Genomic DNA, 12,763 nt, shown 5'->3' on the forward strand with positions numbered 1-12,763 from the left:
TATTCTTATAAGTTATTATTAGATTAACAATTTTGGCATAGCTAACCCAACAAAACAAAAAACTGCTATAATATTTCTACTACAACAGTCTCCTATGACGCTCTTATTTTACAGATTCTATAATACTATTTATTTTTTGAATTTCATATTCTATCATATGCTTTTGCTCGCTTTGAAGGCTTTCTTTCTTGCTTATATTTTGCTTTAGCTCTTCTATTTCTTTCAGTAATTCTTTAATTCTATCTTGATATTGGTTTACTACTTCATCTGTATTCTTAGAGAATTCTTTAAGGTAATCTCTAAGTACAACTGCCCTATCTTTACCATCTTTTAGTAAAGTATTAATATTCATGCCTGATGCATTTATTATATTAACAACTGATTGTTTTTTGATTTCAGTTGGAAGGTTCCCTGGTAAAGCATTAAAAAAGTTATCTATTATGTATACCTTTTTTGTATTCTCATTTTCCAAATTAAACATGCTATATATTTCTTCTATACTTAAGACCGTATCTATACTCATATTACTAGCTTCCTGACATATATTATTTTCTTCATCCTCTTGATTTGCTGTTATAATCTCATCATCTTTTGAAGAGTCACTTTCGATATTATTATCTTCCGGTTTATCACTTTCGCTGAGTACTTTATCTTCACATTGCTCCTCATTTTCTAGTTTTGCGTCTTCTATTTTTTCTACTAACTTAAATTTTTCAAATATAGATTTCTTTGCTGCCATCTGCTTATCCCCCTATTTATTACTATAAAGTTCAATGTTATAATAAATCTTTTGGTTAGCTTTTATCTATCTTAAACTAAAACTCCTGAAACAAATCCTAATACAACACATAACGTACCTTCCACAGTATATCTGCATCTGTCGGTTAATCTAAATCTATTTTTAGCAAGCTTTTTATCAAGGATAAAAAAAATAGTCTTACAAAACAAAAGAGTAAATAGAAATATCATAGAAGCTTTAATGTACTTATCCACAATATACCAACCTTCCATTCACTTTATCAAAAGTATCGTATCTACAATTTCGACTCATATATAATATACGTAAGTTTTAAAATATACTTTAACATATTTTTAAATACACTTAAATTTTTTTTAATATTTTTAATACGCAAAAATATCCCCCTTAATTATTACGGGGGATATTAGACTTAGCCTATTATTTTAAACTTTTCAATCTTGAAATTACTGCTGCAAGCATTTCTTTATATTTGTCGCCTTTAGCTTTTTCTTCATCAACTACTGCTTGAGGCGCTTTTGATACGAATTTTTCGTTAGCAAGCTTTTTCTCTACTCTATCTATTTCTTTTTCTAATTTTTCTTTCTCTTTATTTAATCTTTCAAGCTCTTTTTCAAGATCTACTAGATCAAGTAAAGGCATAAACATTTCTGCTCCTCTTGTAACTACTGAAACTACATTTTCTGGAGCTTCTTCTTTAGTATTTAAGAATTGTACCTCACTAGCTGAAGCAAGCTTTTGGAAGTAAGTTTCCCCACTCTTAAATGCTTCTAATGCATCACTTTCTGTTACATAAGCCATTACTTTAGCTTTTCTTGAAGGTGGTACATTCATCTCAGTTCTTACATTTCTTAATGATTTAATAGCTTCTATTATATATTCCATATCTTTTTCAGCTTTTTCATCATTAAGTGTTTCATCATATTCTGGCCATTTTGATATAACTATTGATTCAAACTCAGTATAAAGGTGAGTATATATTTCTTCTGTTATGAATGGCATTATTGGGTGTAATAATTGTAAGCTTGTTGATAAAACTTTGTTCAATACATTAAATGCAACACCCTTAGCTTCTTCATCTTCACCATACATTACTGGTTTTACAAGCTCTATATACCAGTCACAGAATTCGCCCCATATAAAGTCATAAACTTTTTGTGATGCTATTCCTAACTCAAATTTTTCTATATTATCAGTTACTTCTTTTACTAAAGTGTTCATTCTTGATAGTATCCACTTATCAGCAGCACTGTAGTTTTTGCAATCCTTATATTTGTTCATAGCTTCCTCATCTATATTCATAAGAACGAATCTTGAAGCATTCCAAATCTTATTTGCAAAGTTTCTAGCAGCTTCTACTCTTTCAGGATAGTATCTTATATCATTTCCTGGAGCATTTCCTGTTATAAGTGTAAATCTTAAGGCATCTGCACCATATTGTTCTATTACCTCAAGTGGATCTACTCCATTTCCTAAGGATTTAGACATTTTCTTTCCATTTGCATCTCTTACTATACCATGGATTAATACATTTTCAAATGGAATATCATCCATACAATATAATCCTGAGAATACCATTCTAGCTACCCAGAAGAATATTATATCGTATCCTGTAACTAATGTACTATTTGGATAGAAATACTTTAAGTCTGGTGTTTTATCTGGCCAGCCCATTGTTGAGAAAGGCCATAATGCTGAACTGAACCAAGTATCTAATACGTCATTGTCTTGTTGTAATTTTTCTGAATTACACTTATTACATTTTGTTGGTTCATCTACAGATGCAATAACCTCACCACAGTCTTGGCAGTACCATACTGGAATTCTGTGTCCCCACCATAACTGTCTTGAAATACACCAATCTTGAATGTTTTCCATCCAGTTAAAATAAGTTTTTTCAAATCTTTCTGGTACAAACTTAATCTTCTTAGTTTTTACAACATCTATAGCTGGTTTTGCTAAAGATTCCATCTTTACAAACCATTGCTTTGAAACCATAGGTTCTATAACCGTATTACATCTATCATGAGTTCCTACATTGTGATTGTGTTCTTTTATATTTACTAAGAAGCCTTCATTTTTTAAATCTTCAACTATAAGTTTTCTAGCTTCATATCTATCTAATCCATCATATCTACTTCCTGGGAAATTTATTCTTCCGTCTAGGTGCATAACAATTATTTCTGGTAGGTTATGTCTCTTTCCTACTTGATAATCATTTGGATCGTGAGCTGGAGTTATTTTAACTGCTCCTGTACCAAACTCTAAATCAACATAATCATCTGCTACTATAGGAATTTCTCTATTAACTAGTGGAAGCATTAAAGTCTTTCCTATTAGGTGAGCATATCTTTCATCATTAGGGTTAACTGCAACAGCAGTATCTCCAAGCATTGTCTCTGGTCTTGTAGTAGCTATTTCTAAATATTCATCGCTGCCTACAACTGGGTATTTAATATGCCAGAAATGTCCGTCCTGTTCGCTGTATTCTATTTCAGCATCGGATATCGCAGTTTGACATTTTGGGCACCAATTTGTTATTCTATTTCCTTGATAAATTAAACCTTCATTGTATAACTTAACAAAGAAATTTCTAACAGCTTTGTTTGCTTTCTCTTCCATAGTAAAACATTCTCGTGTGGAGTCTACTGAACAACCTAACTGTTTTACCTGATCCATTATTCTGCCTCTATACTCATTAGCCCATTCCCAAACCTTGCCTAGGAATGCTTCTCTACCCATTTCCTTCTTTTTAAGGCCTTGTTTTAAAAGTTCATTTTCAACCTTAACTTCTGTAGCTATACTTGCATGGTCTTGTCCTGGTAACCATAAAGTACTGTAACCTTGCATTCTTTTAGTTCTTATGATTATATCTTGGATAGTATCGTCTAGCGCATGACCTAAGTGAAGCTTTCCTGTAATGTTTGGTGGAGGTAATACTATTGTATATGGAGCTTTATTTTCATCCACCTCTGGAGTAAAATAGCCTTTCTCCTCCCAATTTTTATAGATTCTGCCTTCAAATTCTTTTGGACTATAAGTTGTTGCCATTTCTCTTTTTTCTGACATTCTAATTCCTCCTTTTAGTCGGAACACTGAGCAATTAAAGATTGCTCTCTCCCGCTTGCTAATTGCTCGTTAAAGCCCATTTAGGGCTTTAACCTCCTTAAGTTATTAAATATTCTTATACCTTGCCATTGGATATTCATCAGTATACTGATCTTAGAAAATAAAAAAAGCCTTCATCCCATAAAAGGACGAAGACCCGCGTTACCACCTTTTTTCCTGCAAAATTACAGGCTCTTAATACAAATAACGGTTAAGAAAACCGTCTTTACCTACTATAAATTCAGCAAAGAAGCTCCGAAGCTACATTCAAAGTAATCCGCATAGAAAGCCTTTCAGCTAGTAAGCTTTCCTCTCTTAATACTTTTCTTACCTTTACTCCTCTTCATCATAGCTAATTAAATCCCTATATTTAACTTTTAAATATTATTATATCCTTATTTATTCTACTGTCAAGTATATTTATATAAATTTATAATATTTTCTCCACAAAAATGTGAAATATTCTTTATTCTTCTCTATTGCACTATATACTAAATCGCTCTGACGTTTCATAAAACTTTTTTGCTTGCTTTAGATTTCCATCTTTCTCATAAATCGTTCCAATTATATAATATATCTCCGAACATAATGGATCTATAGATAAAGCTTTTTTCAAAATATCATAAGCCTCTTCATTTCTTCCTAGTTCGATCAATTCTCTACTGTTCTTTAAGTAATCATCTAAAGCTTTAGTATTATCATCATTAAAAATTTCATTTAATACTGATTTAATCTTTTCTGCAGTAAAAGGTTTTTGCAAATATACAACAGCACCAAGTTTTGTGCACTCCACTGCATTTTTGATTGTAGCAAATGCAGTCATAATTACTACAGGAATATTAATACCTATTTCCCTCATTTTCTTCAAAACTGTAGTTCCACTTATTTCTGGCATTTTTATATCTAAAAAAGCCAAATCAAACTTTTCGATATTTAATAGTTCAATTGCCTCTTGCCCATTTTTAGCTGTGATAACTTCATAATCATTTATTTCAAGACATGTAGTTAGTAACGTTCTTATGTTCTTTGTATCATCAACCACTAATACTTTTTTCATTCAAATTCCCCTCCATATCTAACTAATTTGCCACAGGAATAGTAAAGGTAAAAGTGCTTCCTACATCTAATTTACTTTCACACCAAATTTGCCCGCCGTGAGCTTCTACAATCTCTTTAGCAATAGCTAAACCTAACCCACTACCTCTCATTTCTAAATCGCTGCCTTTTACTTGAACAAACTTATTAAATATTCTCTTCTGGTATTCAGCAGGTATTCCTACTCCTGTATCAATAACTGATACAAATATTTTATTACCTTCAGCAAATGCCTTTACTAAAATTTCATCTCCTGCATTTACGTATTTTAATGCATTTGACACCAGATTATTTAACACCCAGGATATTTTATCTGGGTCTACTAGTATTTTAGGAAGCTTTTCGCTTGCTTCATAATATAAATTTACTTCCTTATCTGCAGCTTGGTCATTAAATCTTTTAATACAATTTTCTATTATTCCAATTATAGAACATGACCCTATATTAAATAACGCCTTATCTGACTCAATTTTAGAAAGCTGAAGCAGTTCGTTTACAAGGCTAGAAAGCCTTTCCCCATCTTCTCTTATTGTTTTTATAATGCTTTCCTGTTTTTCACTCAAACATCCTATTTTCTTATCTGTAACCAAGCTTAATCCCATCATTATTGAAGTTAAAGGTGTTTTTAATTCATGAGATATAGTAGCCATAAAGTCTGATTTTATTTTCTCAAGTTGTTTTAGCTTAGTAACATTCTGGAATAATACAACTATTCCATATATATTTAAATTCCTATCTTCTATAGCCGTAACAATAATATTAAAGTAATAATCTTGTTCCTTTATCTTTAAATTCATTATTTTTTCTGCCCTTTTTTTATGTTCTTCTCCATAAACACTGGATATATATTCGTATAATTCTCTATTATTTATACTTTCCAAAAAGTGTTTGTTTAAAGCATCAAGTTCTTTTATACCAAAGATGTCTTCACAAGCATCATTTAGTAAAATAACCTTACAATCTGTATCTAAAACAATTAAAGGGTCAGAAATACTTTTTACAATAGCAAGTGACTTATTCTTTTCTTCTAATAATTTGCCTTTACTACTATATTCAAACTGTTGAAGTCTTTTGGTCATGTTATTAAATTCATGCGCTAGAAGACCTATTTCATCAGTTGAAACTACAGGTATCTCCTGATGCAGATATCCTTCCTTAACGGATCTTATGCATTCCGTAAGAATGTATACTGGCTTTAAAAATCTATTAATGAAGAATGTTGAAATAAAGAACCCTCCTACTACAGCCACTGTAGACAATCCCAAGATTATATACATTGTTACTATTGTGTCATTAGTTACATTATTTTTTCCATTAAACATCGCTTTTTCATTTAAAGAGGATAAACCTTTTAATTCATTTTTTAAGTCATTATATTGAACATTAACTTTATTGTTGTAAAAATCAAGAGCTTCATATGTTCCCTGTTTACTTTTAATTTCCTGTACATTTTGAAACAACGTCATATATTTAATATATTCATTATTAATTTTAGCTACGTAGTCTCTCTCCCCTATTTCAGTTATATTATTAGCTTCTATGTTATACCATCTATAAAACTCATCACTATTCTTATAAAATAAATTAGTTCCTATTTGTTCATTATTATTGATATAACTTAAAATAGCTGTATTTTGTTCATCAATAGCTTCAATCATTTTATCAACTGCATTTATGCTCTTATAATTATTAACCATTAATCCATCTATTGACTTACTTAATATATGAAAACTAATTACTGAAGTAAATCCTACCACAGCAATCATTAATACAAGACAAGTATATACTACTGAAATTTTACCTTTAAGTGTTCTTATCATATTCCCCTCCGTTACGATATTCTACATTTATTCCTCAGTATAAGATTATCGATAACTAACGTCAATTAGTTAAGCTAACATTAAAACGAGAAAACATCAAATATGCCTGCAAATCAATAAATTAATTAAGCTAGATCCTATTTAATAGCAAGGAAAATCTAAAAATGGACGATTTTCAAGACTTCAGCAAAAGAACTATAGGTAATATAATTAACTAATAATAAAACTATATGTTATAATTCCAGCTGTACTTATTATATATATTTAGACTATAGCAATAACATTAAATTTTATAATAATCATACAATAATTGTTAATTATAGAGGTGGAATATGTATAAAATTATAAAAAATAGTTTTGTCAAAAACTTATTAGTAAGCTTTTGCAAAAATAATTTAGAAAAAAAAGAAAAAATACAATCTCATGATCTTAACAAAGGCTTAGATACCAATATTGCAAAGCTTTTAGATAAAAACGGAAACATAAAAATAGTAAGTGCATGTTATCTAAAAAAAGGAGATATAGTTGTTGTGGAGGTTGGTGATATTATTCCAAGTGACGGCGAAATAATTGAAGGACTAGCTTTAGTAGACGAGTCTGCAATAACTGGTGAATCTGTTCCGGTTATGAAGGAAGCCGATGGAGATTCCTCTTCAGTTATAAGTGGGACAAGACTTGTAAGTAATTGGCTGAAAATTAAAGTTATTAAAACTCCTGTAGAGTCATGCTTGGATAAAACATTTTGCTCTACAGAGCGCAATTCTATATAAATCAAAGCTTATATATAAATAAAAATAACTCTAGATAGTCTAGAGTTATTTTTATTTATAATTTTTTATTTTGTTTTTAATAATGTTGCTATTTCAAGATTTACCTTAAGAACGTTAACTCTAGGTTCGCCAAAGATTCCCAAAGCCCTTCCTTCCGTATATTTGTTAACTATATTTTGAAGCTCTGCTTCGCTTATGCCTGTAGCTTTTGAAACTGCTGGTATTTGTATCTTTGCTGATTCGGGACTTATATTTGGATCAAGTCCTGAACCTGAGCTTGTAAGCAAATCTGTCGGTATATCTTCTTTCTTCACGCCAGGATGAGATTTTAAAAACTCATCTATATCTTTTTGTACTCTATCAGTTAAAGCTTTATTTGATGGTGCAAGATTTTGTGAACCTGAACTTACACCAGTATATGCAACCTTTCCATTCTTATCAGGTTTAGTATCAGCTTCAGTATAGGTATTATAATTAACTGCTGAAACTCTTCCATGAAAGAATCTTGGATCAGTAAAGCTTTGGCCAATCAACTCAGAGCCAACTTCTTTTCCATTGACAAATATCATACTTCCATTAGCCTTTTTATTAAAAACAAGTTGACTTATTCCTGTCATAGCTAAAGGATATATTATTCCACATAAGATCAACAATACAACACTTATAAGAATTGATCTCTTTAATGTTTTCATGGTTTTAATCTCCTTCAATAAAATATATTTATATAAGTATTTTATTAAGGAAACAGGTTCAGAATTGGTGTGGGTAATTCCTCCCCTGAATCCTTAAAACAAAATTAAGATATTAGCTTAAGTTTAATATTCTTAATAATGGTGTTATAATTAAATCTATGACTTTAATCCCAACAAAAGGTACTATCATACCACCAACACCAAATACTAACATATTTCTAAGTAAAAGCATTTCTGACTTCATAGGTTTATACTTTACGCCTCTCATGGCAATAGGTATTAACACCGGAATTATTATAGCATTAAATATTAATGCTGAAACTATAGCACTAGAAGGCGTTGATAATCTCATAACATTTAATATCTGCATTTGAGGTATTGCTACAGTAAATATAGCAGGGATTATAGCAAAGTACTTAGCAACATCATTTGCAATACTAAAGGTTGTTAAAGCACCTCTAGTTATAAGAAGCTGCTTACCAATTTCAACAACCTCCAATATCTTTGTAGGGTCTGAGTCTAAGTCAACCATATTGGCTGCTTCCTTAGCTGCTGTAGTACCACTATTCATAGCGAGGCCTACATCTGCCTGAGCAAGAGCTGGAGCATCATTAGTTCCATCTCCTGTCATAGCTACTATCTTTCCTTCACTTTGTTCTCTCTTTATAGCATCTATTTTATCTTCTGGCTTAGCTTCTGCTAAAAACTCATCAACCCCAGCTTCTCTAGCAATTGTTTCTGCAGTCAATGGGTTATCTCCCGTACACATTATAGTTTTTATACCCATTTCTCTTAGTCTTGCAAATCTTTCTACAAGACCAGGTTTTACTGTATCTTTTAGATATATAACTCCATATATTTTATTATCTACACATACTACTAATGGAGTACCACCTAATTTTGAAACTCTAGTTAGGCTTTCATCTAAATCTGATGGAATTTCACCACCAGCCTCAGTCACAAACTTTTTAATTGAATCCTGTGCTCCTTTTCTTACCTTTCTTCCGTCTGAAAGGTCTAATCCACTCATTCTGGTTTGAGCCGTAAATTCTATAAAGTCTAAATTCTCATATTTAGATGCTTCTATTGTAGTTCCTTGTTTTTTACCAAGTTCAACTATGGACTTTCCTTCTGGAGTATCATCTTTAAGTGATGATATCACAGAATAGTGGATAAGTTCTTCAATTTTTACAGCAGTAACTGGTATAAATTCCGCAGCTAATCTATTACCATAAGTTATAGTACCTGTTTTATCAAGTATCATTGTATTAACGTCACCACAAGCTTCAACGGCTTTACCTGACATTGCTATAACATTAAATCTTGTAACTCTATCCATACCGGCAATGCCTATAGCTGATAAAAGACCACCTATAGTTGTAGGTATGAGACAAACAAGAAGTGCAATTAGTGTTGATATAGGAATTCTAACTCCAGAATACATAGCCATAGGATAAAGGGTTACTAAAACTATTAAAAATATTAGTGTTAAACTAACAAGCACTGTATTTAAAGCTATCTCATTAGGTGTCTTTTGTCTGGATGCACCTTCTACTAAAGCAATCATCTTGTCAAGGAAGGATTCACCAGGTGTAGCTGTTATTTTAACCTTTAACCAGTCACTTACGACTTTGGTTCCTCCAGTAACAGAGGCAAAGTCTCCGCCAGCTTCCTTCATAACTGGTGCGGATTCACCTGTTATAGCAGACTCATCTACAGATGCAAGACCTGCTACAACTTCACCATCATTAGGAATTAAATCTCCTGTTTCTACAAGAACAATATCTCCTTTTTTTAGTTCACTTGCACTTATTACTTTTGCATCGCCATTACTATCTAAGAGCTTAGCCATAGTATCTTTACGTGTTTTCTTTAAGCTTTCTGCTTGAGCTTTACCACGACCTTCTGCTATAGCTTCAGCAAAATTTGCAAATAAAACAGTTATAAAAAGAATTAACATAACAATCAAATTATATGTTCTTAAATTATTACCAGTATCTCCAAATATGGTTGGAAAAAATGTTAATAATAAAGATATAAAGAAGCCTATTTCAACAACAAACATAACTGGATTTTTAATCATATATTTAGGGTTTAATTTCCGAAAGGATTCAGTTATAGCTTCATTAACTATTTCTTTGGTAATAAACTTATTTTTCCTATCATTTTTACTCATACCAAATGCTCCTTCTTAAATATTTGTAAAACTTATATTACCATTAAACTTAACGTATAAGTGTTAAATGCTCTGCTATCGGTCCTAATGCAATAGCTGGTAAGAATGTCAATGCTCCAATTATTAAAACAATAACCACTAAAGTTATTGAAAACATAGCATTATCAGTTTTAAAGGTACCGGCAGTTGCAGGTATAGCTCTTTTAGAAGCTAAGGACCCTGCTACAGCAATAAGAATTATCATGGATAAATATCTTCCAAGGAACATTACAATTCCTGTAGCGGTATTCCAAAATATCGTATTATCTGCCATGCCTTCAAATCCAGAACCATTATTAGCTGCAGATGATGCAAACTGATAAACCACTTGAGTTAAACCATGGAATCCAGGATTTGTTACTCCTGCTACACCTTGAGGAACAATTAATGCTAGTGCAGAAAACATAAGTATTAGAAATGGATGTATTATTATAGCTAGTGCAATCAGCTTAATTTCTCTTCCCTCTAGTTTCTTAGATAGGAACTCTGGAGTTCTACCTACCATTAATCCACATAAGAATACAGTTAGTATTGCATACATAATCATATTCATAAAACCTACGCCTTTTCCACCAAAGGTTACGTTTAGCATCATATTAAACAGTGGCACTAATCCTCCCAAAGGTGTTAGAGAGTCATGCATATTGTTTACAGTTCCCGTTGTAAAAGCTGTAGTTACAGTAGTAAATAGTGCAGACTGAGGTATACCAAATCTAACTTCTTTACCTTCCATGTTTCCCATAAGCTGATTAAGACCTATATGTGCTAGTGCTGGATTACCTGCTTTTTCTGCTGAATAACAAATTGGAAGTACAAGTAAAAATAATATTCCCATAGCGGCAAATATTGCCCAGCCTTGTTTTTTATTCTTTAACATTAGCCCAAAGGCATATACTACAGCACCAGGCAGTATCATCATTGATAGCATTTCAATTAAATTCGTTATAGGTGTTGGATTTTCAAAAGGATGAGATGAATTAGCACCAAAGAAACCACCACCATTTGTACCTAGATGTTTAATTGACTCAAGAGTCGCAACTGGACCTAATGCTATATCCTGAAGCTTACCTTCTATTGTAGCTACTGTATGAGTACCGGTCAGAGTTTGTGGTACTCCCTGTGCTACTAATAACAAAGTAACTATAACCGATAGAGGAAGAAGAACTCTAGTTATAACTCTAGTCAAATCTACAAAAAAGTTTCCAAGAGTTTTATTTCTGCCGATGATTCCTCTCATAAATGCAAGTGCTGCAGCAAAACCAGTGGCCGCAGAAGTAAACATCATAAATGTCATTACAGTCATTTGACTTAAGTAAGATACACCGGATTCACCACTGTAATCCTGAAGGTTTGTATTTGTTATAAAGCTTATTACTGTATTAAAGGTAAGCGACTGCTCCATTCCACCTACCTTATTTGGATTTAGAAAATGTAAAGATTGAGTTCTCAATATTAAATATCCTAATGCTGCCATTACTGCATTTACTGCAATAATTGATAGGATATATTGCTTCCACGTCATTTCTTCGTCTTTTTTTATTCCGCATATCCTATATATAAAATTATCTATAATATCGAAAAATCCATTACCAAAATGTTTTTCAAAGGTACTTACCTTGTACAAATATTTACCAACTGGGATAACCAATAAAACAAATATTATTAGTGGTATTATTATTTGCAAAGTTTCCATTGCAACAACCTCCTTATATAATTAAATTATTAAAACTTTTCAGGGTTAAACAGTGCATAACATAAATATATAAACAGCAAAATAGTTATTATAATTAATCCCCACATTCTCTAGCTCCTCCTACTAATCCTTTTTATTTTCAGTTTGCTTATCACACCATTCAGCAAAAAATTTTAGACATACAAAACCTATAAAAAGTGATGCTACAAAAATTATGTCCATCATATATATTTACCTCCTTTTTGTCCAGTTAAATATTAATAATTCATAATTCATTGTCAATGCAATTGAGCATATTGAGATTATACTGCCATTGAGGAAAAAAATGAAATTTAGTGTTGTCCTCAATTTGAAAAACTCCAAGCTATTGTACACAGTTTAGAAAAACTATTATCAATATTCTTAGTAATCCTTAGTATTTGCTTTACTTACCTTAAGTATTCTAAATTGACATAAAACAAAAAAAGTACTAAAATATAACCATTTTTTAATTTAAATCTGTATTAATATTCTGACTTTGGCATCGATCAATATTTTGCTATTAACATCAATTGACTAAAAAATCAATATATTGTTCATATCATAACATATAATAAATAGACACAAATCATAG

At 31.4% G+C, this 12,763-nt stretch carries 10 protein-coding genes and 1 other annotated feature; of the genes, 1 reads left to right on the forward strand and 9 read right to left on the reverse strand.

Annotated elements, in window-relative coordinates; all coding sequences use genetic code 11:
- Positions 1–103: 103 nt before the first annotated feature.
- The 5 genes from ACZ5N4_RS23600 to ACZ5N4_RS23620 all read right to left on the reverse strand — a co-directional run bounded on the left by ACZ5N4_RS23600 (position 104) and on the right by ACZ5N4_RS23620 (position 6,780).
- Positions 104–739, reverse strand: coding sequence for a hypothetical protein (locus tag ACZ5N4_RS23600; protein WP_464204912.1), 636 nt, complete (start codon positions 737–739; stop codon positions 104–106).
- A 71-nt stretch (positions 740–810) separates the two neighbouring features.
- Positions 811–993: a hypothetical protein gene (locus ACZ5N4_RS23605; protein WP_464204913.1), complete on the reverse strand. Its 183-nt coding sequence runs from the start codon at positions 991–993 to the stop codon at positions 811–813.
- Positions 994–1,177: 184 nt separating this feature from the next.
- A complete protein-coding gene (locus tag ACZ5N4_RS23610) occupies positions 1,178–3,826 on the reverse strand; it encodes a valine--tRNA ligase (protein ID WP_464204914.1) in 2,649 nt (882 codons plus the stop codon).
- 181 nt (positions 3,827–4,007) lie between these two features.
- Positions 4,008–4,224 (reverse strand) — a binding site (T-box leader).
- Positions 4,225–4,349: 125 nt separating this feature from the next.
- On the reverse strand, positions 4,350–4,922 hold the full coding sequence (locus tag ACZ5N4_RS23615) for a tetratricopeptide repeat protein (RefSeq protein WP_464204915.1): 573 nt from the start codon (positions 4,920–4,922) through the stop codon (positions 4,350–4,352).
- 22 nt (positions 4,923–4,944) lie between these two features.
- Positions 4,945–6,780 (reverse strand): HAMP domain-containing sensor histidine kinase, encoded by a 1,836-nt coding sequence (locus ACZ5N4_RS23620; RefSeq protein WP_464204917.1) that lies wholly within the window; start codon positions 6,778–6,780, stop codon positions 4,945–4,947.
- A 332-nt stretch (positions 6,781–7,112) separates the two neighbouring features.
- Here ACZ5N4_RS23620 and ACZ5N4_RS23625 point away from each other — a divergent pair, with 332 nt between their 5' ends.
- Complete coding sequence (locus tag ACZ5N4_RS23625; RefSeq protein WP_464204918.1) at positions 7,113–7,550, forward strand: P-type ATPase actuator domain-containing protein; 438 nt, start codon at positions 7,113–7,115, stop codon at positions 7,548–7,550.
- 65 nt (positions 7,551–7,615) lie between these two features.
- On the opposite strand, the gene ACZ5N4_RS23630 is transcribed toward ACZ5N4_RS23625, so the two are convergent.
- The 4 genes from ACZ5N4_RS23630 to kdpF form a co-directional block, all read right to left on the reverse strand.
- Positions 7,616–8,242: a K(+)-transporting ATPase subunit C gene (locus ACZ5N4_RS23630; protein ID WP_464204919.1), complete on the reverse strand. Its 627-nt coding sequence runs from the start codon at positions 8,240–8,242 to the stop codon at positions 7,616–7,618.
- Positions 8,243–8,354: 112 nt separating this feature from the next.
- On the reverse strand, positions 8,355–10,418 hold the full coding sequence (gene kdpB, locus ACZ5N4_RS23635) for a potassium-transporting ATPase subunit KdpB (RefSeq protein ID WP_464204920.1): 2,064 nt from the start codon (positions 10,416–10,418) through the stop codon (positions 8,355–8,357).
- A gap of 49 nt (positions 10,419–10,467) precedes the next feature.
- Positions 10,468–12,150, reverse strand: coding sequence for a potassium-transporting ATPase subunit KdpA (gene kdpA, locus ACZ5N4_RS23640; RefSeq protein WP_464204921.1), 1,683 nt, complete (start codon positions 12,148–12,150; stop codon positions 10,468–10,470).
- Positions 12,151–12,179: 29 nt separating this feature from the next.
- Positions 12,180–12,257 (reverse strand): K(+)-transporting ATPase subunit F, encoded by a 78-nt coding sequence (gene kdpF / locus ACZ5N4_RS23645; protein WP_178906830.1) that lies wholly within the window; start codon positions 12,255–12,257, stop codon positions 12,180–12,182.
- Positions 12,258–12,763 lie beyond the last annotated feature (506 nt).

Source organism: Clostridium nitrophenolicum (assembly GCF_055391695.1).

What these genes read in the sequence shown, in the direction of transcription:
- ACZ5N4_RS23600 (WP_464204912.1), bottom strand. Translation starts at nt 739, where the DNA reads ATGGCAGCAAAGAAATCTATATTTGAAAAATTTAAGTTAGTAGAAAAA.
- ACZ5N4_RS23610 (WP_464204914.1), bottom strand. Translation starts at nt 3,826, where the DNA reads ATGTCAGAAAAAAGAGAAATGGCAACAACTTATAGTCCAAAAGAATTT.
- ACZ5N4_RS23615 (WP_464204915.1), bottom strand. Translation starts at nt 4,922, where the DNA reads ATGAAAAAAGTATTAGTGGTTGATGATACAAAGAACATAAGAACGTTA.
- ACZ5N4_RS23620 (WP_464204917.1), bottom strand. Translation starts at nt 6,780, where the DNA reads ATGATAAGAACACTTAAAGGTAAAATTTCAGTAGTATATACTTGTCTT.
- ACZ5N4_RS23625 (WP_464204918.1), top strand. Translation starts at nt 7,113, where the DNA reads ATGTATAAAATTATAAAAAATAGTTTTGTCAAAAACTTATTAGTAAGC.
- ACZ5N4_RS23630 (WP_464204919.1), bottom strand. Translation starts at nt 8,242, where the DNA reads ATGAAAACATTAAAGAGATCAATTCTTATAAGTGTTGTATTGTTGATC.
- kdpB (WP_464204920.1), bottom strand. Translation starts at nt 10,418, where the DNA reads ATGAGTAAAAATGATAGGAAAAATAAGTTTATTACCAAAGAAATAGTT.
- kdpA (WP_464204921.1), bottom strand. Translation starts at nt 12,150, where the DNA reads ATGGAAACTTTGCAAATAATAATACCACTAATAATATTTGTTTTATTG.
- kdpF (WP_178906830.1), bottom strand. Translation starts at nt 12,257, where the DNA reads ATGTGGGGATTAATTATAATAACTATTTTGCTGTTTATATATTTATGT.